Origin of the sequence: Phytopseudomonas dryadis (assembly GCF_004327355.1) — a bacterium.
In the GTDB taxonomy this organism is placed as follows: Bacteria; Pseudomonadota; Gammaproteobacteria; order Pseudomonadales; family Pseudomonadaceae; genus Aquipseudomonas; species Aquipseudomonas dryadis.
Genome location: NZ_QJUM01000002.1, coordinates 74,003 through 94,511, shown reverse-complemented (window position 1 = coordinate 94,511; position 20,509 = coordinate 74,003). Strand labels below are relative to the sequence as shown.

The following is a 20,509-nucleotide window of genomic DNA, read 5'->3' as shown; positions in this document are numbered from 1 at the left end:
GTGGATTCCCGTTTGCTTGATTTTCTGCAGCGTGCCGACAGCCTGCTGACGCGCCTGGAACCGCTGCTGCCGGCGCCCCGTAGCGCGCTCGACTGGGAGCATTGCCTGGCCGCGCGCTGGCAGCGCGAGGGGCGTGGCGGCTACCTGCAGCCATTGAACGTGAGCCTGGACATGCGCCTCAGCGACCTGATCGGCGTGGACACCCAGCGCGAGCAACTGGCGCGCAATACCCGCCAGTTCGTCCAGGGCATGCCGGCCAACCACGCCTTGCTCTGGGGCGCCCGCGGGACGGGCAAGTCGTCGCTGGTGCGCGCCTTGCTGGCCGAGCATGCCGCCGCGGGCCTTCGTCTGATCGAGATCGAGCGTGACCATCTCGCCGATCTGCCGCGCCTGGTCGAACAACTGCAGGCGCTGCCCCAGCGCTTCGTCCTGTTCTGCGACGACCTGTCATTCGAGGCGGGCGAGGGCGATTACCGCGTGCTCAAGAGCGTGCTCGACGGCTCGCTGGAGCGTTCGCCGGAGAACCTGCTGCTGTATGCCACCTCCAACCGCCGGCATCTGGTGCCGGAAAGGGAGAGCGACAACGCCAATACCAAGGTGGTGGATGGCGAGTTGCATCCCAACGAGGCGGTGGAAGACAAGATCGCCCTGTCGGATCGCTTCGGCCTGTGGCTGTCCTTCTACCCCTTCACCCAGGAGCATTACCTCAACGTGGTGCGTCACTGGATCACGGTGCAAGCCGCGGCGGTCGGCCTGACCTGGGCGTGGAGCGAGGCGCTGGAGAAGACCGCGATCCGCTGGGCGACCGGGCGTGGCAATCGCAACGGCCGCTGTGCCTATCAGTTCGCGCGCCAGTGGGTGGGCCTGCAATTGCTGGAGACGCCACAGTGATCGATCTGGAGAAAAACGCCGCCGGTCTCGCTGGCTACCCGCTGCTGGCCGCCCAGCTCGAAGCCCTGCTCGCCGGGGAGCGCGACTTCATTGCCAATGCCGCGCAGTTCAGCGCCTTTCTGTTCCATGAGCTGGAGGACCTGAACTGGGCCGGTTTTTACCTGGTCAAGGATGGCGAACTGGTGCTCGGGCCGTTCCAGGGCCGGGTCGCCTGTGTGCGCATCGCCTTTGGGCGTGGTGTTTGCGGCGCGGCGGCCGCTACGGGGCAAACCCGGCGGGTGGAGGACGTGCATGCCTTCGCCGGGCATATCGCCTGCGACAGTGCGTCCAACAGCGAGCTGGTGGTTCCCCTGCTGAAGGAGGGGCGGTTGATCGGCGTGCTCGACCTGGATAGCCCGCGGCTGGCCCGCTTCGGCGAGGCCGATCAGCGTGGCATCGAGCGGCTGGCGGCGATCTTCCTAGCGGCCAGCGATTGTTGAGTGGGGCCAGGGCGATCCTGCCGATTGCCCTGGATCGACTCAAAACAGTGGCTTGGCGACGCGCCTGCACGTTTTTTCCGTGCGTCAGAGACGGCCAGGCAACCCTGTTTGCTCGAGCGTATCGGCCGGCATCCGGGCAAACGGCTTCCGGCAGAACGAAAAAAGGACCCGAAGGTCCTTTTTTCCAGCATCCGCAGACGTCTGCAGAGCATAATTTGGAGCGGGAAACGAGACTCGAACTCGCGACCCCGACCTTGGCAAGGTCGTGCTCTACCAACTGAGCTATTCCCGCGTTACAACGTGCTGCCTACCGCAAAATGGCGTCCCCTAGGGGACTCGAACCCCTGTTACCGCCGTGAAAGGGCGGTGTCCTAGGCCACTAGACGAAGGGGACCTGGAACTTTCGCGATCCTGCGCCTGGGCAGAATCCATGATCTGGAGCGGGAAACGAGACTCGAACTCGCGACCCCGACCTTGGCAAGGTCGTGCTCTACCAACTGAGCTATTCCCGCATTTACTGCTATCACCTGCTTCGCAAGTGGCGTCCCCTAGGGGACTCGAACCCCTGTTACCGCCGTGAAAGGGCGGTGTCCTAGGCCACTAGACGAAGGGGACGCTGCCCGGAACCCGTACCTGCCTTCCGGCTTCCGCGTTACGCCTCGAGGCATTACCGCAGAAGTGGCGCGCATTCTAGGGAGCCTTTCAACGGTCGTCAACCTCTCTAATAATTTTTTTTAAAATCAACGACTTCACCCAAGATTGCACGCCGCGCTAGGAGCTGACCGGCCGAAGCACTACACTCGCGTGGAATACAGCGTCCGAGAGGTTACCGCGATGTCCTCGCTCGTGATCACCCTGTCGATAGTCGGAGGGATCGCCATCCTGATCCTGATCGCCTATCTGAATCAGATGGCCGAGAGCAACAAACTGAAGAAAGCCCGCCTCAAGGCCGACCTCAGCGACCGTTATCGACGTCTTGCCGATCTCAACGAGCAGTTTCCCGGCCAACTGATGACGCCCGAGCTCAAGCTGCTGCTCAGCCGTCTGCAGTTGCATTTCGTCGAGCGCCTGCTGGCCGTCGACAAACACGACGATGGCCACGCGGCCGCGGCCCAGGAGCTGGGCAAGCTGATCGGCCAGGGCGAAGCCATTCCCGTGCGCAACCCGCCACAGCCCGTCGCCAGCGAGGCCAAGGCCAAGGATATCCGCTTTCAGCTCGAGAGCCTGCACAGCCAGGTCACTCGCGCCGCCCAGGCCGGCCTGATCCCCCAGGACGAGGCCAAGCGCTGGCTGCAGGAAATCCGCCATATGCTGGCCCAGGTATACATCGAGCTGTTCAGCACCCAGGCCCAGGAAGCCATGCGGCAGAAACAGCCCGGCCACGCCCGCCTCGCCCTCGAGCGTGGCGTACAGTTCCTGCAGAAACAGGCCGATGCCGCTCGCTACCAGTCGACCCTGGCGCAATTCCAGAAACAACTGGCCCGCGTCAATGCCCTGCTGGTCAACATCGAACAGCAGAGCAGCGACGACGGCAGCGAGCTCACCGAAGGACTCAAGTCGCTGGACGATGAGGACTGGAAGAAGAAAACCCTCTACGACTGACGGCCCTACGCGGCCGTCGAAACCTTCTCATGGCTCGAAGCGGTAACCGACGCCGTAGACCGAGCGGACCCATTCTTCCCCGACGTTGCCGAGTTTGCGGCGCAGGTTCTTCACGTGGCTGTCGATGGTCCGGTCCGTGACGATACGGTGATCGTCGTAGAGCTGGTCCATCAACTGATCGCGCGAATAGACCCGGCCGGGCTGTGCCGCCAGGGTGCGCAGCAGGCGGAACTCGACCAGCGTAAGGCCGAGGTCGTGCCCGTGGAGGCTGGCCCGGCAGGCGCCAGCGTCGATCGACAGCCCCTGCGCCGATTCGGCGCAGCCGGGTACATGGCGGTGGCGCCGCAGCACGCTGTGCACGCGGGCGACGACCTCCCGCGGACTGAACGGCTTGCACACGTAGTCGTCGGCGCCCAGTTCGAGGCCGAGCAGGCGGTCGATCTCCTCGACCCGAGCCGTGACCATGATCACCGGCACGTCGGACAGCGTGCGCAGTTCGCGGCAGATGTCGATGCCGTCGCGGTTCGGCAGCATCAGGTCGAGGATCACCAGGTCGGGCTGCCGCTGCCGGAAGGCCGGCACGGCGTCGGCGCCATCGAAGACCTGCTGGCAGCTGTAGCCGGCCGCCTGCAGGTAGTCGCGCAGCACCGCCGAGAGCCGTGGCTCGTCCTCCACGATGAGAATCCGTCCTCCTGGCGGCGCGGTCGTCATGCGGCCTCCGGCAGATCGACCGTGATGCGCAGGCCGCCGAGCGGCGAGGCGTCGGCGCGGATGCTGCCGTCGTGCGCCTGCGCGATGTTGCGGCAGATCGCCAGGCCGAGGCCGCTGCCGCCGCTTTCGCGGTTGCGCGATGCCTCGGTGCGGTAGAAGCGCTCGAACAGGCGCGGCAGCTTGTCCGCGTCCACCGCCGGCGGGCTGTCGTCGAAGGTGACGAGGAGGCGGCCGTTGCGCCGTTCGCAGCCGACTTCGACGATGCCGCCGCGATCGGTGTAGCGCAGGGTATTCTCGAGCAGGTTGCCGAACAGCTGCTGCAGCCGCCGTTCGTCGCCGTGGACGGGGTACGCGCCAGGGGCCATGCGCCGGCGCAGTTGCAGCCCGGCGCCGGCGAAGCGCGGTTCCAGCGTCGCCAGCATCGCCTCCAGCAGGGTCGCCAGGTCGATCGACTCATGCCGGTAGGTGAGGGCGGCCACGTCGGTCAGCGACAGGTCGTGCAGATCGTCGATGAGCTTGCCGAGCTGGAGGATCTGCTGGCCCAGCGGCTGCAGCGACGCCTGCGCCATGGGCCGGATGCCGTCCTGGATCGCTTCGAGCTCGGCCCGCATCACGGCCAGCGGGGTGCGCAGCTCGTGCGAGATGTCGGCCATGAAATGGCGCCGCGTGCGCTCGTTGTGCTCCAGCGCCTGGGCCAACTGGTTGAAGTCGCGCGCCAGCCCGCCGAGTTCGTCGCGGCTGCCGGCATCCACCCGTATCGCGTAGTCGCCGGCCGCCAGGCAGTGCGTTGCCGAGGCCAGGCCATGCACGCGGCGCAGCAGCATGCGCGACAGCAGGCCGGCGAGCAGGGCCGCCACGACGACCGACAAGGCCGCGATCAACCACCAGGTGTACAACTGGGCTTCGTAGAAGCGCACGTCGCCGGCGGCGACGGCCTTCTGGAACGGTACCATCGCCATCCAGCCCACCGTTTCCCCGTCGACGACGACCGGCCGCAACAGCGATTCCCGGTCGGCCCCCGGGTTGCCAACGACCCGGGCGTAGGTAGGGTCGAGCAGCGCGAAGCGCGGCACGGCGCCGGTCTGGTCGGACACCGGCGGGCCGGTCAGCGCGCGCGCCGGATCGGGGGCGGGCCGCATCAGCGCGAACCAGGCCTCCAGGTCGCCACGCAGGAAGTCCCAGCTGCCGTGCTGGCGATAGGTCTCCTCCAGGCGCGGCAGCACCGTCTCCATGCGCTCCATGCCCTGCTCGTTGAGATAGCCGAGAAAGCCGCGCTGGAAACTGACGTGCGCCGCAACGCCATTGACCAGCAGCACGATGGCGCAGGAGGCGATCACGGCGAGGAAGAGCTTGGCGGTAATGCCCAGTTTCATAGGGTGGGGGACAGAGTGGGAATGCCAGCGCCTATTCGACCACGGCGCCAGTTCGGGGAACAAGGTCGATCGTGCGGGTGGAGCGAAACTCCATATTCGCTGCACATTCGTTCTCCAGCATGCCATCCATCGTCCGCTTCCCGCGATTCCGAGGCTATTGCGCATGCTGTCTCCGACCCCACGTTCATTGTTCAGGCACCTGGGTTGCCTGTGCCTGCCAGTGATGCTGCTGCTGGCCGCCTGTTCGCCCGGGCCGGCAGCGCTTGCGCCGACGCCGGAAGTCGGGGTCTGGACGGTGCGCGCCCAGCGGCTGGCCATGCACCAGACCCTGCCCGGACGCACGGTGGCCCACATGGTCTCGGACGTGCGGCCGCAGGTCGGCGGCATCATCCAGCAGCGCCTGTTCGTCGAAGGCCAGGACGTGAAGGCCGGGCAGCTCCTGTACCGGATCGACCCGGCGACCTACCAGGCCGCCTACGACAACGCCAAGGGCGCCCTGGCCCAGGCGCAGGCGGCGGTGCTGTCGGCGCGGCCCAAGGCGCAGCGCTACGCCAACCTGGCCAGGCTGGACGCGGTGAGCCAGCAGGATCTCGAGGAGGCCGTCGCGACGCTGCGCCAGAACGAGGCGGCGGTGATGGTGGCGCAGGCCGTGTTGCAGACGGCCAGGATCAACCTCGACTACACCCGCGTCAGCGCACCGATCGACGGCCGCATCGGCGCCTCGGTGTATACGCCCGGCGCGCTGGTGACGGCCGGCCAGACCACGGCGCTGGCCACGATCCAGCAACTCGACCCGATCTACGTCGACGTCACCCAGTCCAGTGCCGAGCTGCTGGCGCTGCGCAAGCAGCTCGACAGCGGCGCGCTCACCTCGCTGGACGGCAAGGTGCCGGTGCAGATCCAGCTGGAGGACGGCAGCCTCTACGAGCACAGCGGCACGCTGGAATTCGTCGGCACCTCGGTGGATACCGGCACCGGTAACGTCGTGTCGCGCGCGCTGGTTCCCAACCCGGATCGCCTGCTGCTGCCGGGCGCCTACGTGCGCGCCATCCTGCCGGTGGCGATCAACGACAAGGCGATCCTGGTGCCGCAGAGCGCGGTCGGCCGCAATACCAGGGGCGAGGCGACGGTCAAGCTGGTCGGCGACGACGGCAGGCTCATCGAGCGCACGGTGCAGACCGGCGACGCGCAGAAGGACCAGTGGCTCGTCACCGCCGGCCTGCAGCCCGGCGAGCAACTGGTGGTCGAAGGCGGCAGCAAGGTGCAGGCGGGCCAGGCGGTGAAGACGCACGCGGTGGCGGACCCCGCCGACGCGACGCCGTCGACGGCCGGTCAGGCGAGCTGAGGGCAGGGCATGTCACGTTTCTTCATCGACCGGCCCATCTTCGCCTGGGTCATCGCCATCGTCATCACCCTGGCCGGTACGCTGGCGGTGTTCAACCTGGCGGTGGAGCAGTACCCGAACATCGCGCCACCGACGATCTCGATCCGCGCCACCTACACCGGCGCCTCGGCGCAGACCGTGGAGAATTCGGTCACCCAGGTCATCGAGCAGCAGATGAGCGGGCTGGACAACCTGATGTACATGTCCGCCAGCAGCAACGCGGCCGGCGGCGCGCAGGTGCAACTGACGTTCAAGGCCGGCACCGACCCGGACGTGGCGCAGATGCAGGTGCAGAACAAGCTGCAGCAGGCCGAGTCGATGCTGCCCGAGGTGGTCAAGAGCACCGGCCTCACGGTGAGCAAGTCGGTGGGCGGCAGCTTCTTCGAGGTGCTCGCCTTCACCTCCGACGACGGCAGACTGAGCGGCACCGACATCGCCGACTTCATGGTCTCCACCCTCCAGGACCCGATCAGCCGCGTCACCGGCGTCGGCCGGGTGCAGGTGATGGGTTCGCAGTATTCGATGCGCGTCTGGCTCGATCCGGAGAAGCTGCGCACCTATTCGCTGATGCCTTCCGACGTGACAGCCGCGATCACGGCGCAGAACGCCGACGTGTCTTCCGGGCAGCTCGGCGCGCTGCCGGCGACGCAGGGCCAGGCGCTGAACGCGACCATCAGCTCGCGCAGCCGGCTGCAGACGCCGGAGCAGTTCAAGGCGATCGTCGTCAAGTCCGACAGCAGCGGCGCGGTGGTGCGCCTGTCCGACGTCGCCCGGGTCGAGCTGGGCAGCGAGGACTACGCGATGACCAGCACGTTCAACGGCAAGCCGGCCGCGGGCATCGGCATCGAGCTGGCCAGCGGTGCCAACGCCATGCAGGTGTCGGAGGCGGTGGAGGCCAGGCTCGCGGAGCTGCAGTCCTACTTCCCCGAGGGCATCAGCTATCACGTGGCGTCCAGCACCACGCCGTTCGTGAAGATCTCCATCGAGGAGGTGGTCAAGACCCTGGTCGAAGCCGTCGTGCTGGTGCTGGCGATCATGTACCTGTTCCTGCAGAACTGGCGGGTGACGCTGATCCCGGCGATCGCCGTGCCGGTGGTGCTGATGGGCACCTTCGGCGTGCTGGCGCTGCTGGGCTACTCGATCAACACCCTGACCATGTTCGGCATGGTACTGGCGATCGGCCTGCTGGTGGACGATGCGATCGTGGTGGTGGAGAACGTCGAACGGGTGATGCGCGAGGAAGGCCTGCCGCCGCGCGAGGCCACGCGCAAGTCGATGGGCCAGATCACCGGCGCGCTGGTCGGCATCGCCCTGGTGCTGACGGCGGTGTTCCTGCCCATGGCGTTCTTCGCGGGTTCCACCGGGGTGATCTACCGCCAGTTCTCGGTGACCATCGCCTCGGCGATGATCCTCTCGGTGTTCGTGGCCATGACCCTGACGCCGGCGCTGTGCGCCACGCTGCTGACACCCGGGCAGGTCACCCGGCGCGGGCCGCTCGGGCGCTTCTTCACAGGGTTCAACAGCCGCTTCGACCAGGCTGCCGAGCGCTACCGCCACGGCGTGGCGCGCGTCGTCGGCCACCGCCGCGCGGGCGTGGCGGTCTATCTGTTGCTGCTGGCGGTGCTGGGCCTGCAGTTCTGGCAGTTGCCGACCTCGTTCCTGCCCGAGGAGGACCAGGGCACGCTGATGGTGCAACTGAAGATGCCGCCGGGCGCGACCAAGGAGAAGACGCAGCAGGTGATCGCCGAGGTCTCGGACTACGTGCGCGGGCAGCCGGAGGTCGAGACGGTCATGGCGGTCGCCGGCTTCAGCCAGGGCACCAGCGGCCAGAATGCCGGCATGGCCTTCATCCGGCTCAAGGACTGGAGCGAGCGCGAGGCCAGTGCCACCGATATCGGCGTGCGCATCAGCGAGGCGATGCTCGGGCGTTTTCCCGATGCGCAGATCTACGCCTTCGCGCCCTCGGGCATTCCGGGGCTGGGCCAGGCCACCGGCTTCACCCTGGAGCTGCAGGATTTCGCTGGCGCCGGCCACGAAGCCCTGGTGGACGCGCGCCAGAAGCTGCTGGCGCTGGCCGCGCAGGAGCCGTCGCTGAGCGCGGTGCGCTATGCCAACCTGGAGGACGCGCCGACCTTCGACATCAGGATCGACGACGCCAAGGCCGGCGCGTTGAAGCTGGCCCAGAGCGATATCAACGCCACCCTGTCCACGGCGTTCGGGGCCACCTACGTCAACGACTTCGTCGACCGTGGCCGGATCAAGAAGGTCTATGTGCAGGGCCAGGAGCAGGCGCGGATGCTGCCGCAGGATGTCTACCGCTGGACGGTGCGCAACAGCGACGAGGCGATGGTGCCGTTCTCGGCCTTCGCCAGCAGCGGCTGGAGCTACGCTCCGGCATCGCTGGCGCGCTTCAACGGCATCGCCGCCATGGAGATCAGTGGCCAACCGGCCCAGGGCGTCAGCTCGGGCACGGCGATGGCTGAGATAGTCAGGCTGGTGCAGCAACTGCCGGGCGGCTTCGGTTATGCGTGGTCGGGCCTGTCCTTCCAGGAGCAGCAGGCCGGGGCGCAGGCTCCTTTGCTGTATGCGGTGTCGCTGTTGTTCGTGTTCCTCTGTCTGGCGGCGCTGTACGAGAGCTGGTCGATCCCGTTCTCGGTGATGCTGGCCGTGCCTATCGGTGTCGGCGGCGCGCTGCTGCTGACTTCGCTGCGCGGACTCAGCAATGACGTGTATTTCCAGGTGGGCCTGCTTGCCACGGTCGGCCTGGCGGCCAAGAACGGCATCCTTATCGTCGAGTTCGCCAAGGAACTGGAGGAGCGGGGCAAGCCACTGGTCGAGGCTGTACTGGAGGCTGCGCGCCTGCGCCTGCGGCCGATCCTGATGACCTCGATGGCCTTCCTGCTCGGCGTGCTGCCCCTGATGGTCAGCAGCGGCGCCGGCTCCGCTGGGCGCCACTCGCTGGGTACCGGCGTGTTCGGCGGCACCCTGGCCTCGACCGTGCTGGGCATCTTCTTCGTGCCGCTGTTCTACGTGATCGTGCGCAGCCTGTTTCCCGGCCGCAAGAGCCAGCCCGCTGCGCCGACGGAGGTGAATGAATGACCAGGCCGTCGGTCACCCGGCGTTCCCCGCGCCCGGTTCGCCTGGCGTTGGCCGTTCTCTGCGCCGCCGCGCTGGCCGGCTGCGCCAGCATGGCACCGTCCTACGTACAGCCCGCCGCACCGGTGCCGGCGCAGTTCCGCGACGCCCCGCCGGCCGCTGCGGACGCGATGCCGGTGGCGGAACTCGACTGGCGCCAGGTGTTTCTGGACGAGCGCCTGCGCCAGGTGATCGCCCAGGCGCTGCAGAGCAACCGCGACCTGCGCGTGGCGCTGCTCAACATCGAGAAGGCGCGCGCGCAGTACCGCATCCAGAGCGCCGACCTGCTGCCGTCGGTGGACGCGACGCTCAGCCGGACGGCCGCACGCAGCAGTGCGGCCGCCAGCAGCAGCGGAGTCGCGGCGGTGAGTCGCAGCGCCTCGGCCACGGTCGGCTTCAGCAGTTGGGAACTGGACCTGTTCGGACGCATCCGCAGCCTGCAGGACGAGGCCGCGCAGACCTTCCTGGCCACGGCCGAAACCCAGCGCAGCACACGCATGAGCCTGCTGGCCGAGGTCGCCAGCGACTGGCTGAACGTGGGCGCCTACCGCCAGCGCGTGGCCCTGGCGCAGCAGACCCTGGAGAGCCAGCGCAGGACGCTGCAGCTCACCGAGTTCCTGCATGGCGAAGGCGCGGCCTCCGGCGTCGACCTGGCTTCCATCCAGGGCAGTGTGGAAAGCGCGCGGGCCGACGTCGCCACCTACGCCACCGCGCTGGAGCAGGCACGCCATGCGCTCGAGCTGGTCGTGGGCGCCCCCGTCCCCGACAGCCTTCTGCCTGACACCGACGATGCCGAGACCGCCGTGGCGCTGGCGCCGCTGCCCGCCAATCTCTCCTCCCGCGTGCTGTTGCAGCGCCCCGACGTACTGTCTGCCGAGTACGTGCTGAAAGCCGCCAATGCCGACATCGGCGCCGCGCGCGCGGCCTTCTTTCCGAGCATTTCGCTGACCACGACGGTGGGCGTCGGCAGCAGCGCCCTGTCGAACCTGTTCGATGCCGGCACGCGGACCTGGTCGTTCATTCCCACCGTCAGCGTGCCGATCTTCCGGGCCGGTGCGCTCCAGGCCTCGCTGGACGCGGCGGAGCTCTCCGCCGATGTCGCCGTGGCCCAGTACGAGAAGGCGATCCAGACCGCCTTCGGCGAAGTGGCCGATGTCCTGGCCGAGCGGGCCCGCCTGGATGAGCGCCTGGATGCGCAGCGTGCCCTGGTCGTCGCCTCCCGGCGCGGCTATACCCTGGCCGATGCGCGCTACCGCAACGGCGTGGACAGCTCCCTCCAGGCCCTGACCGCGCAACGCACGCTCTATAGTGCACAGCAGGATCTGATCACCCTGCGCCTGAGCGAGGCCAGCAACCGTGTGACCCTGTACAAGGTGTTCGGCGGCGGCGCCGATGCCGACGGATGAGGAGAGGGCAGGCACGCCGTCAAGGCGGGATCGCTGATGGCCGGAATGCGCCACGAAGGCCGTGGCCGCGCTGTCGAACAATGGAAACGGCTGGAACAGCCTTGAAAAGCGAAGGAGAACGAACATGCTATCGCGTAGGAATTTCCTGCTCATGAGCGCCGCGACGCTGGTCGTGGTCGGCGTCCCGGCCTGCGCCCGCAGCGGTGTCGGGCAGGCCAGGCAAGCCAGCGCCATCACCGAGGTCTTCGGCGACGGTATCCGCCTGACCGCGGTGGCGGTGGAATACAGCGCGCCGGTCGAGGGCACCACGCTGTCGACCGCAGCCTTCGAGGTTGAGGGCCGAACCCTGGTCGAGGCCTTCGCCAGCACCTCCGCCGATCCGGCCGACCGCGCCGAGTCGGGTCGTTTCGTCATCCTCGCCCTGTCGCCGGACGATGCCGATGCCCCTCTCGCCCAGCAGAGGGCCCGGGGCCAGGGCAACGGCACGGGTACGCGCGATGGCGGTGGCGGCCCGGGTGGTCCCGGCGGCGGTCCCGGCAAGGCCGGCAGCCGCACCAGCGACAGCCCGGTCTATCGTGCGCCCACCGCATCGCTGCTCCTGGCGGACGGCGAGACGCTGGCGACCCGCGCCGTGAAGAACCTGATCGTCGACGATTTCCGGCAACTGGCGTTCCACGACCCCAGGACCGGCGACCGGCTCCAGTACAACCTGTTCGTGCCCAGGGACTACGACCCGCAACAGTCCTACCCGCTGGTGCTGTTCATGCATGACGCCGGCGCGACCAGTGACGACCCCTTCGCCACCCTGTTCCAGGGCCTGGGCGCGATCGTCTGGGCCAGCCCCGAGGACCAGGCCCGGCGCCCGTGCTTCGTGCTGGCGCCGCAGTTCGCCGAGATCATCGCCGACGACGACTCGCGGACCAGCAGCATGCTCGACACCACCATCGACCTGATCGAGGCGCTGGCGAACCAGTACAGCATCGACCGCAAGCGCCTCTACACCACCGGCCAGTCCGGTGGCTGCATGATGTCCATCGCCATGGACATCAAATACCCGGACTTCTTCGCGGCCTCCTTCCTGGTCGCCGGGCAGTGGGACCCGGCGCTGGTGCAGCCGCTGGCCCGGCAGAAGCTGTGGATCCTGGTGTCGCAGGACGACGACAAGGCCTATCCCGGGCAGAACGCGATCACCGAGGTGCTGGAGGCGGAAGGCGCCCGGATCAGCCGCGCCACCTGGGACGGCACCTGGAACGCCGAGCAATACCGCGCGGCCTTCGAGAAAATCGACGCCGAGGGCAGCCCGATCAACTACGTGAGCTTCGCCAAGGGCAGCGTGCTCCCGCCGGGGGATTCGGGTGCCGGCGCCAGCGGGCACCGCAACACCTGGCGCATCGCCTACGGCATCGAGCCGATCCGCGAGTGGATTTTCCGCCAGCACGGCTAATTCAAGGAGAGCAGCGAGAATGCGCAAACTGACATGCATCGCATCGGCCCTGGTCCTGGCCGGCACGACCCTCGGCAGCGCGGGCTGGGCGGCGGAGTCCGGCGCTGACGTCGCAGCGCCGATCGCGGCGCAGGAGCAGACCCAGGCCGTCGTCGCTGCGGCGACCGGCTTCCTCGACTCGCTCGCTGCCGAGCAGCGCGCCCAGGCGCAGTTTCCCTTCACCCCGCAGAAGGCCGCGAGCGCCGCCACATTCGCCCGCAGTGGGCCGCTACCGGGTGGTGCGGGCAATGGTGGTTCGGGCGGTCGCGCGGGAGAAGCGGGGCGTCCCTCTGGCCCGCGCGCGGAGGGTGGCGGCCCGGGCATGGGCCCGGCTGGCGGCTTCGTCGGCGAGCAGTATGGCGCGGCCGTCTGGTCCAACTATCCGGTCAGCGACGTGCCGCGCCCCGGCCTGCAGCTCGGCAGTCTGAGCGACGCCCAGCGCGCCGCTGCGCTGCGCCTGCTACAGACGCTGCTCAGTCCTCAGGGCTACCAGAAGGTGCTGGATATCATGGGCTCCGATCAGGCCCTGTCCGAAGGCGGCACCCACTACGCCTCCGGCACGGCCTACTACACCCTCGGCATCTTCGGCACGCCAAGCGTCAGCGCGCCGTGGATGGTGCAGTTCGGCGGCCACCACCTCGGCCTCAATGTGGTGATCGTCGGTGCACGCGGCGTGCTCACGCCGACCCTCACCGGCGCCCAGCCGTCCGTCTATACCGTGGGCGACAGGAGCGTGCGCGTGCTCGCCGGGGAAAACGACAAGGCGTTCGCGCTGCTGGAGGCGCTGGACGACCCGCAGCGCCAGCAGGCCATCCTCGACTACCGTGTGAACGATCTCGTGCTCGGGCCGGGCCGCAGCGCCGAGACCCTCGTGCCCGAGGGCCTGCAGGCGTCGGCCATGGACGAGCGCCAGCGTGCGCTGCTGCTCGACCTGATCGGCGAATGGGCCGGCATCGTCGGCGAGGCCTATGCCGCGCCGCGCATGGCCGAGATCCGCACCGGGCTGGACGACACCTGGTTCGCCTGGAGCGGCCCGACCACTCATGAGCCGGGCAGGAACGGCAGCGCCTACTACCGTATCCAGGGGCCGAGGCTGGTCATCGAGTTCTCGCCCCAGGGCGTGGGCGGCGACCCGACGATGCACGTGCACACGGTCTACCGCGACCCCAGCAACGACTACGGCCAGCAATTCACCCTGCCATGACGAAAGCCTGGCGGGCGCTGCTCGCCTTCCTCCTGTGCGCCTGCTGGAGCGCGTCCGCGCCGGCGCACCGGCTGGACGAATACCTGCAGGCCACGATGGTCGCTGTCGCAAGCGACCATGTCGTTCTGCAGGTGCGCCTGACGCCGGGTGTGGAGGTGGCGGGGGAGGTGCTGGCCGCCATCGACGCGGACGGCGATGGCGTTCTCTCCGAAGCCGAGCAGCGGGCCTATGCGGACCAGGTGGGCGGGGCGCTTGCGCTCGACATCGACGGCCACCCGTTGCCGCTGCGGCTGGTCTCTTCGGCCTATGCGCCGGTCGACGCGTTGCGCCAGGGCCTGGGCGACATCGCGCTCGCGTTGCGTGCCGAGCTGCCGCCCGCTGCTGACGGCGAGCACCGGCTCACGCTCGAGCAGCGCCACCCGCACACCGGGGCCGTCTATCTGGTGAACGCCCTGGTGCCGAGCGATGCGGCCATCCGCATCACCGGCCAGCGGCGCAGCGCCGACCAGTCCAACTACCGGCTGGATTTCACGCTTGCCGGCACTTCCGCCGCGTCGACGGATACGGATGTGCAACAACGCCAGCCGGTGCTCGGCACCTTCTTCTGGCACGGTATCCAGCACATTCTCGGCGGCTACGACCACCTGCTGTTCGCCGCCGCCCTGGCGCTTGCGGCCACGACGTTCTGGGAGCTGCTGAAGGTCGTCACGGCCTTCACCATCGCCCATTCGCTCACCCTGGTGCTCGCCGCGCTGGGCTGGGTGCACCTGCCCGCGGCCGTGGTGGAACCGCTGATCGCTGCCAGCATCGTCGTCGTGGCGCTGCAGAACGTCTTCTGGCCGGCCTCGGCGCACGGCCGCGTCCGGCTGGCCGTGGCCTTCTGCTTCGGCCTGTTCCACGGCCTGGGCTTCGCCGATGGCCTGCTCGACCTGATGCGGCAGATGCCCGGGGAGACGATCCTGGTTGCATTGCTGGGCTTCAGCCTCGGCGTCGAAGCCGGCCATCAGGTGCTGCTGCTGCCGCTGTTCGGATTGCTGAAGGGGGGGCGCCGTGCCCGCTGCGATACCGTCTCGGGAGGGCGTTTTTCGACGGGGTTGCAGCGGCTCGGGTCGTTCGGGATCGGAGTGGCGGGAATCCATTACCTCGGCCTGGCGCTCAGCGCAACGCCCTGAGCGGGATCAGGTGCCGCACATCGGCGCGCAGATGCCGGCCGAGCCAGGGCCGCGACCAGCGCTGGAGCGACTGCTGCCCCAGCGGGGTTCGCATCTCCTAGCGCTGCTGGCGGAAGATCCATTCGCGGATCGGCTCGATGCTGTAGGCGATGCGCCAGGTGTTGCGGTGCCCGCTGGCGCCGGCACCCGAATCCCCCGGCGGGAGCACGCTGCCCTTGGCGAAGCTCACGTAGTTGATCGGGCTGCCCTCGGCGTCGATCTTCTCGAAGGCCGCACGGTATTGCTCGGCGTTCCAGGTGCCGTCCCAGGTGGCGCGGCTGATCCGGGCGCCTTCCGCCTCCAGCACCTCAGTGATCGCGTTCTGCCCGGGATAGGCCTTGTCGTCGTCCTGCGACACCAGGATCCACAGCTTCTGCCGGGCCAGCGGCTGCACCAGCGCCGGGTCCCATTGCCCGGCGACCAGGAAGGAGGCCGCGAAGAAGTCCGGGTACTTGATGTCCATGGCGATGGACATCATGCAGCCACCGGACTGGCCAGTGGTGTAGAGGCGCTTGCGGTCGATGCTGTACTGGTTCGCCAGCGCCTCGATCAGGTCGATGGTGGTGTCGAGCATGCTGCTGGTCCGCGAGTCGTCGTCGGCGATGATCTCGGCGAACTGCGGCGCCAGCACGAAGCACGGGCGCCGGGCCTGGTCCTCGGGGCTGGCCCAGGCGATCGCGCCCAGGCCCTGGAACAGGGTGGCGAAGGGGTCGTCACTGGTCGCGCCGGCGTCATGCATGAACAGCACCAGCGGGTAGGACTGTTGCGGGTCGTAGTCCCTGGGCACGAACAGGTTGTACTGGAGCCGGTCGCCGGTCCTGGAGTCGTGGAACGCCAGTTGCCGGAAATCGTCGACGATCAGGTTCTTCACGGCGCGGGTCGCCAGCGTGCCCGCGCCTGGTGCCGTGAGCGTGGCCTGGGCCGGCCGGTAGGCCGTGTCGTAGGTCGGGATGTCGCCGGCGTTGCCAGGGCCACGGCCACCCTGAGCCGATCCTGGCTGGCCGCTGCCAGCCTGCGTTGGCAGTTTCTCGGCCAGGGTCGCATTGGCGTCCTCGGGCGACAGGGCGACGATGACGAAGCGGCCGGCCGTCGCCCGATCCGCGGGATCGCTGGAGCCGCTGGCGAAGACGCCGGTGACGGTGCGGCCCGCGACCTGGAAGTCGGCGGCGGAGAGGTTCGCACTCGCGACCAGCGCGGGGTACTCCACGGCCACCGCGGTCAGGCGCACGCCGTCGCCGAACACCTGGGTGACGGCCGTGGCGCTCTGCGCCTGGCCGAGAAGGTTTCGCGTGCACGCGGGTAAACCGAGCACCAGCAGCGTGCCGATGCCTGCGCTCATGATCAGGAAGTCTCGACGTGACGACATGGCGTGTTCTCCGCTTCGATTCTCAAGGTGTGTTCATCCGTTGCAGCAGGTCGACGATCGCTGTCGCCGCCGCTTCGGCCGCTCCCCGGGCGTAGGGCGAACTGCGGGCCTCGTAGGTGTAGCGCTCGTAGCTCTGCATGTCGGGCATGTACTTGGCCGCGCCGTCGACCATCGTCGCCACCAGGGTATGCGGCCAGGGCGAGTCGGCACGGATCTGCGCGCCGATGCTGGCGGCCAGTTCAGGCTGCACGCCCACCAGCGCAACGTCACCGAGGCGCAACACCAGTACCGGCAGTGCGGTCTTCGCGCCGGGCGCGTAGTCGAAGGCGGTGACCGGGCCGGTCGCCGCGTTGCGCGGCGAGAACGCCTGCGCGGTCACTGCCACGGACTCACGGCGTATCTCCAGCCGCGGCGCGGGCTGTGCCGCGATGCCCTCGGCGACGCGCACGACCTCGCCGCCGAGCCGTTCGCCGAGCAGAGCCACGAGGGCGAAGCCCGCTTCGTGGATGTCGACCCGGCCGGCACGGCCGTCGGCGTCGACGACATGGCGGTTGGCCTGCAGGTAGGGCGCCTGGTCGCCGGCCGCGCCGACCAGGAACAGCGCCACCGTGTCGGCGCCGTAATGGGCCTCGACGTGGCGCGCCGCCGCTCCGGCCAGGTCGGCGCTGATCAGCTTGCCGCCCTGGGCGCGCTCGGAGCCGTCCATGACCGAGGACTGCACCGCGGCATTCATCACGATCGCCAGCGGTTGGCCGTCGGCGCCATCGATGCGCAGCACGCCGACCGCGGAATCGGCGAAGCCGGCATCGTTGGCGCCCAGCCACCAGCCGTGGGGCGTGGCGACATCGCGATTGACGTTGACCCGGGTGCTGCCCTGGCCGGCCCCCAGGCGCGCCGGCTGCAGCGCGGCGACGGCTTGCCTCGCGGCCGCCCGCAGTGCCGACTCGAAGGCCGCCAGGGCCGCTGCGTTGCGCGAGGTGTCGGTGCCGGGCGGCGCCTGGCCGCCGCTGAACACGTGCGGTGCCGAGAAGGTGTGGCTGGCGCAGACGATGGCGTGATCCGCTGCGACGCCGGCGACCTCGGCGAGGATAGCCTTCATGCCGGCGATCATCTCCGCCGAGATCGAGGTCAGGTCGACGACCGCGATGGCCGCCCGCGTGTCGCCGTCGTCCAGCAACAGGACGCGTACCGCGAGCGGATCGTGCTGGCCGGCAAAACCGTCCAACGGATAGAGGCCGCTCGGGAATACGACCTCCTGCCGACCGGCACCGGCGCTGAAGGACGCCGCGTTCCGCGGGGCGCCGGAGGCTACGCCGGGCAGCACCAGCGCCGCAGTGCCCAATACCAGTCCTGTGCGCAGGAACTCCCGTCGAGATCGCATCTGCCGCCTGTTTGACCTTCAGTGTCCGTCGTGTGCCGCGCCTGCACCCGGTTTCCGTGCGCTACACCAGATAACGCTTGAACCAGGCGACGGTTCGTTCCCACGCGAGCTTGGCCGCGGCCTCGTCGTAGCGCGGGGTGGAGTCGTTGTGGAAGCCGTGGTTGGTACCGGGATAGAAATACGCCTCGTAGGTCGTGCCGGCGTCCTTCAGTGCCGCCTCGTACTCCGGCCAGGTGGCGTTGACGTTGGGATCGGTCTCGGCGAAATGGATCAGCAGCGGCGCCTTGATCCGTGGCACATCCCCGGGACTGGCCTGGCGGCCGTAGAAGGGGACCGCGGCGGCCAGTTCCGGGTAGGCGACCGCTGCCGCATGGGAGACGCCGCCACCGTAGCAGAAGCCGGTGATACCGACCTTGTCCGTGGTCAGTTCGCTGGCCAGGAGAAACTCGATGGCGGCGAAGAAATCGTTCATCAGCTTCTGCGGGTCGACCTGCTGCTGCAGTTCGCGACCCTGCTCGTCATTGCCCGGATAGCCGCCGACCGAACTCAGGCCATCGGGAGCCAGGGCGACGAAGCCGGCTTTGGCCACGCGCCGGGCCACGTCCTCGATGTACGGATTGAGACCGCGATTCTCGTGCACGACGACGATGCCTGGCAGGGCGCCTTGGCTCTTGGCCGGTCGAACCAGGTAGCCGCGCACCTCGCCATGGCCGTTCGGCGATGGGTAGCGGATGTACTCGGCGACGATCTCCGGATCGGTGAACTGCACCTGCTGGGCCAGCGCGTAGTCCGGGCTCAGCGAGGCGAGAATCGCGGCGGCGGTCAATCCGCCGACCGCGAACTTCGCGGCGCGGTCGAGGAAGTCGCGCCGGCTGATCCGGCCGTGGACGTAGAAGTCGTAGAGCTCCAGCAGCTCGGGGTGGAAATCCTTGGCGGTGAGTCGGGACATCGTAAGCTCCTTTCTTAAGGCTGGTTATTGGTCGAGCGATGTACAGGGCATGGCCGCGGCCGATGCTGGTGGCGCGCCTCAACTCGGCTGATAACGACTGACCTCGATGCCGCTACCCACTGGCAGCAGCACGCTGCTGATGCCGGGTTTGCCGCGGATGGCGCGGCCGTAGGCGAGCACGTCCTCGCTGCCGGGACGCAGCATGTTGTCGGCCACGATGATCGCACCCGGGTTGAGTCTGGGGTAGAAGGCTTCCAGGCAGGGCACGTAGAGATCCTTCCACAGGTCGACGAAGACGAAGTCCAGCCGGCCTGGCAACTCGCCGATCATCTGCACCGCGTCGCCGACCTTGAAGTCGACGCAGGACGCCAGCCCGGCCCGGGTGGACATCTCCTGCGCATGGGCCGACTTGTAGCCGTGCAGCTCCATCGTCACCAGGCGCCCACCGCTCGCACGCGCCGCTTCCGCGAGCCAGATGCCGGAGTAGCCGAACGAGGTGCCGAGCTCGAGGATGGTCGGTGCCTGCAGGCTCCTGGCGAGGATGTTGAGCAGTTGTCCGGTTTCCGGGCCGATGGCGCGCATGCGCTGATCCTGGCCGCCATCGCGGCCGCCAGGCGGTTCCACCCGGGGCGCGCCACGCTCCTCGCGCATGCGGGCGTGGTAGAGCTCGAGCACTTGGTTGATCTTGGCGTCCATGGCGATGTCCTCAATCGAATAACGTCATTACACACGCACCAGCGCCTTGCCGGAAAAGCTCCGCTGGCGGAGGTCTTCCAGCTGCCGTGCCAGCGTGTCGAAACGGCCTACGATGCGCGCCTCCGGGTGCAGACGCCCTGCGCCGATCCCGTCCAGCATCCGCTCTCCGGCGCTGGTCAGGCGCGCCCAGGCCTCGTCGTCGCCATGCACGTGCAGCGCGCCTAGCGCCACCTCGTGCATGGACAGGGCCAAGCCGAAAGCTGCGCATGGCCACTGCGGCACGCGGTCCTGGATGCAGACCAGATGACCATTGGCGCGTAGCGCCTCGGCCATGCGTTCGGCATGATTGCCGCTGACCGTGTCGATCACCGCATGGAAACGCCGGCCGCCGCTCCAGGCCTGGCCGTCGGCCAGTGGCCCGGCCGTGCAGTCGCGTGCGCCCAGGGTACGCAGCCGATCCCAGTGCCGGGCATTGGCCATCGCGGTGACGGCGAAGCCGCGTTCGTTGGCCAACTGCACCAGGTAATGCCCGACGGCACCACCAGCGCCGCTGACCAGCAGTGGCTGTCCCGGTTGTGCCGGTACTTTCTCGATCGCCAGCCAGGCCGTCAGCGCCGGGCAGGGGAAGCTGGCCGCCACCTCGAAGTCCAGCGCATCGGGCAGCCGTAGCAGGGCTCGCGTGGCCACCGGTGCGTATTCGGCAAAGCTGCCGTGGCCGTGCAGGCTGGTGTGGTAGGCCACGCGCCGGCCCAGCCATGTCTCGGCTACGTCGGGCCCGATGGCCACCACGTCGCCCGCGCCATCGACGCCTGCGATGTGACCCGCTCGCCAATCGACCAGGCCGCCGCCGAGCACCTTCCAGTCGACCGGGTTCAAGCCGATCACGGCGTTGCGCACCAGCACTTGCCCAGCCCCGGGCGGTTGCAGGGGGACCTGCTCCAGCGTCAGTTCCAGCGGTTCGGCGCTTCCATGCCAGCGCCATGCACGGTAATGATCGGGCAGTGATTCGTCCTGCATGCTTGTGCTCCTACTGGTAGGCCCCGGTCGGATAGGTCGGTTCATGGCTGTGGCTGCAGCTTCCCGGGATGGCGCCGAACCGCAGGTCCTGCGCCAGGGCTTTCGCCGGGGAAGCACTCGTGTATCGGCATGTGCTGCTTGCCGCCTGCAGCGGCGGTTTTCGCCGCCAGGCCTTCGAAGCCTGGATCATGGAGGCAGACATGGACTGTGAAAAGCTGCGT

General features: G+C 68.4%; 16 protein-coding genes and 4 tRNA genes. 9 read left to right on the top strand and 11 right to left on the bottom strand.

Features of this window, described 5'->3' with window-relative positions:
• The gene (locus tag DNK34_RS01955) at nucleotides 1-891 is read left to right on the top strand and encodes an ATP-binding protein (RefSeq protein WP_131174474.1); all 891 of its coding nucleotides are present in this window, start codon (nucleotides 1-3) and stop codon (nucleotides 889-891) included.
• Nucleotides 888-1,370, top strand: a complete 483-nt coding sequence (locus DNK34_RS01950; RefSeq protein ID WP_131174473.1) for a GAF domain-containing protein — start codon at nucleotides 888-890, stop codon at nucleotides 1,368-1,370. The genes DNK34_RS01955 and DNK34_RS01950 overlap by 4 nt, the downstream gene beginning before the upstream one ends.
• Nucleotides 1,371-1,586: 216 nt before the next feature.
• On the opposite strand, the gene DNK34_RS01945 is transcribed toward DNK34_RS01950, so the two are convergent.
• The 4 genes from DNK34_RS01945 to DNK34_RS01930 form a co-directional block, all read right to left on the bottom strand.
• Nucleotides 1,587-1,662, bottom strand: a tRNA-Gly gene (locus tag DNK34_RS01945).
• A 26-nt stretch (nucleotides 1,663-1,688) separates the two neighbouring features.
• Nucleotides 1,689-1,764 (bottom strand) — tRNA-Glu (locus DNK34_RS01940).
• 42 nt (nucleotides 1,765-1,806) lie between these two features.
• Nucleotides 1,807-1,882 (bottom strand) — tRNA-Gly (locus DNK34_RS01935).
• A 27-nt stretch (nucleotides 1,883-1,909) separates the two neighbouring features.
• A tRNA-Glu gene (locus tag DNK34_RS01930) sits at nucleotides 1,910-1,985 on the bottom strand.
• Nucleotides 1,986-2,204: 219 nt separating this feature from the next.
• On the opposite strand from DNK34_RS01930, the gene DNK34_RS01925 reads away from it, so the two are divergent.
• Nucleotides 2,205-2,972, top strand: a complete 768-nt coding sequence (locus tag DNK34_RS01925; RefSeq protein ID WP_131174472.1) for a hypothetical protein — start codon at nucleotides 2,205-2,207, stop codon at nucleotides 2,970-2,972.
• Between the two features lie 27 nt (nucleotides 2,973-2,999).
• Here DNK34_RS01925 and DNK34_RS01920 read toward each other — a convergent pair whose 3' ends face one another.
• Nucleotides 3,000-3,683 carry a response regulator gene (locus DNK34_RS01920; RefSeq protein WP_131174471.1) on the bottom strand — a complete coding sequence of 228 codons (684 nt, stop codon included), beginning with the start codon at nucleotides 3,681-3,683 and terminating at the stop codon, nucleotides 3,000-3,002.
• Complete coding sequence (gene baeS, locus DNK34_RS01915; RefSeq protein WP_131174470.1) at nucleotides 3,680-5,056, bottom strand: sensor histidine kinase efflux regulator BaeS; 1,377 nt, start codon at nucleotides 5,054-5,056, stop codon at nucleotides 3,680-3,682. The genes DNK34_RS01920 and baeS overlap by 4 nt, the downstream gene beginning before the upstream one ends.
• Nucleotides 5,057-5,219: 163 nt before the next feature.
• On the opposite strand from baeS, the gene DNK34_RS01910 reads away from it, so the two are divergent.
• The 6 genes from DNK34_RS01910 to DNK34_RS01885 all read left to right on the top strand — a co-directional run bounded on the left by DNK34_RS01910 (nucleotide 5,220) and on the right by DNK34_RS01885 (nucleotide 14,840).
• Nucleotides 5,220-6,401, top strand: coding sequence for an efflux RND transporter periplasmic adaptor subunit (locus DNK34_RS01910; RefSeq protein WP_131174469.1), 1,182 nt, complete (start codon nucleotides 5,220-5,222; stop codon nucleotides 6,399-6,401).
• A 9-nt stretch (nucleotides 6,402-6,410) separates the two neighbouring features.
• Nucleotides 6,411-9,539, top strand: coding sequence for an efflux RND transporter permease subunit (locus DNK34_RS01905; RefSeq protein WP_131174468.1), 3,129 nt, complete (start codon nucleotides 6,411-6,413; stop codon nucleotides 9,537-9,539).
• Entirely contained in the window at nucleotides 9,536-10,981 is a 1,446-nt protein-coding gene (locus tag DNK34_RS01900; RefSeq protein ID WP_131174467.1) for an efflux transporter outer membrane subunit, read from the top strand. The genes DNK34_RS01905 and DNK34_RS01900 overlap by 4 nt, the downstream gene beginning before the upstream one ends.
• Nucleotides 10,982-11,105: 124 nt before the next feature.
• Nucleotides 11,106-12,425: a carboxylesterase family protein gene (locus DNK34_RS01895; RefSeq protein ID WP_131174466.1), complete on the top strand. Its 1,320-nt coding sequence runs from the start codon at nucleotides 11,106-11,108 to the stop codon at nucleotides 12,423-12,425.
• A gap of 19 nt (nucleotides 12,426-12,444) precedes the next feature.
• Complete coding sequence (locus DNK34_RS01890; RefSeq protein ID WP_131174465.1) at nucleotides 12,445-13,668, top strand: DUF3500 domain-containing protein; 1,224 nt, start codon at nucleotides 12,445-12,447, stop codon at nucleotides 13,666-13,668.
• Nucleotides 13,665-14,840, top strand: a complete 1,176-nt coding sequence (locus DNK34_RS01885; protein ID WP_131174464.1) for a HupE/UreJ family protein — start codon at nucleotides 13,665-13,667, stop codon at nucleotides 14,838-14,840. Before DNK34_RS01890 ends, DNK34_RS01885 begins: the two co-directional genes overlap by 4 nt.
• Before the next feature lie 97 nt (nucleotides 14,841-14,937).
• Here the strand turns inward: DNK34_RS01885 and DNK34_RS01880 are convergent, their stop codons facing one another.
• The 5 genes from DNK34_RS01880 to DNK34_RS01860 all read right to left on the bottom strand — a co-directional run bounded on the left by DNK34_RS01880 (nucleotide 14,938) and on the right by DNK34_RS01860 (nucleotide 20,288).
• Complete coding sequence (locus DNK34_RS01880) at nucleotides 14,938-16,245, bottom strand: carboxylesterase family protein (protein WP_131174463.1); 1,308 nt, start codon at nucleotides 16,243-16,245, stop codon at nucleotides 14,938-14,940.
• 22 nt (nucleotides 16,246-16,267) lie between these two features.
• Nucleotides 16,268-17,626: a hypothetical protein gene (locus DNK34_RS01875; protein WP_131174462.1), complete on the bottom strand. Its 1,359-nt coding sequence runs from the start codon at nucleotides 17,624-17,626 to the stop codon at nucleotides 16,268-16,270.
• 61 nt (nucleotides 17,627-17,687) lie between these two features.
• Nucleotides 17,688-18,575, bottom strand: a complete 888-nt coding sequence (yghX, locus tag DNK34_RS01870) for a YghX family hydrolase (RefSeq protein WP_131174461.1) — start codon at nucleotides 18,573-18,575, stop codon at nucleotides 17,688-17,690.
• 78 nt (nucleotides 18,576-18,653) lie between these two features.
• Entirely contained in the window at nucleotides 18,654-19,271 is a 618-nt protein-coding gene (locus DNK34_RS01865; protein WP_131174460.1) for an O-methyltransferase, read from the bottom strand.
• A gap of 27 nt (nucleotides 19,272-19,298) precedes the next feature.
• Nucleotides 19,299-20,288, bottom strand: a complete 990-nt coding sequence (locus tag DNK34_RS01860) for a zinc-binding dehydrogenase (protein WP_131174459.1) — start codon at nucleotides 20,286-20,288, stop codon at nucleotides 19,299-19,301.
• Nucleotides 20,289-20,509 lie beyond the last annotated feature (221 nt).

Bases quoted from the DNA above. Each gene is read 5' to 3' on its own strand.
- DNK34_RS01925 (WP_131174472.1), top strand. From the start codon at position 2,205: ATGTCCTCGCTCGTGATCACCCTGTCGATAGTCGGAGGGATCGCCATC.
- DNK34_RS01920 (WP_131174471.1), bottom strand. From the start codon at position 3,683: ATGACGACCGCGCCGCCAGGAGGACGGATTCTCATCGTGGAGGACGAG.
- baeS (WP_131174470.1), bottom strand. From the start codon at position 5,056: ATGAAACTGGGCATTACCGCCAAGCTCTTCCTCGCCGTGATCGCCTCC.
- DNK34_RS01910 (WP_131174469.1), top strand. From the start codon at position 5,220: ATGCTGTCTCCGACCCCACGTTCATTGTTCAGGCACCTGGGTTGCCTG.
- DNK34_RS01905 (WP_131174468.1), top strand. From the start codon at position 6,411: ATGTCACGTTTCTTCATCGACCGGCCCATCTTCGCCTGGGTCATCGCC.
- DNK34_RS01900 (WP_131174467.1), top strand. From the start codon at position 9,536: ATGACCAGGCCGTCGGTCACCCGGCGTTCCCCGCGCCCGGTTCGCCTG.
- DNK34_RS01895 (WP_131174466.1), top strand. From the start codon at position 11,106: ATGCTATCGCGTAGGAATTTCCTGCTCATGAGCGCCGCGACGCTGGTC.
- DNK34_RS01890 (WP_131174465.1), top strand. From the start codon at position 12,445: ATGCGCAAACTGACATGCATCGCATCGGCCCTGGTCCTGGCCGGCACG.
- DNK34_RS01885 (WP_131174464.1), top strand. From the start codon at position 13,665: ATGACGAAAGCCTGGCGGGCGCTGCTCGCCTTCCTCCTGTGCGCCTGC.
- DNK34_RS01880 (WP_131174463.1), bottom strand. From the start codon at position 16,245: ATGTCGTCACGTCGAGACTTCCTGATCATGAGCGCAGGCATCGGCACG.
- DNK34_RS01875 (WP_131174462.1), bottom strand. From the start codon at position 17,626: ATGCGATCTCGACGGGAGTTCCTGCGCACAGGACTGGTATTGGGCACT.
- yghX (WP_131174461.1), bottom strand. From the start codon at position 18,575: ATGTCCCGACTCACCGCCAAGGATTTCCACCCCGAGCTGCTGGAGCTC.
- DNK34_RS01865 (WP_131174460.1), bottom strand. From the start codon at position 19,271: ATGGACGCCAAGATCAACCAAGTGCTCGAGCTCTACCACGCCCGCATG.
- DNK34_RS01860 (WP_131174459.1), bottom strand. From the start codon at position 20,288: ATGCAGGACGAATCACTGCCCGATCATTACCGTGCATGGCGCTGGCAT.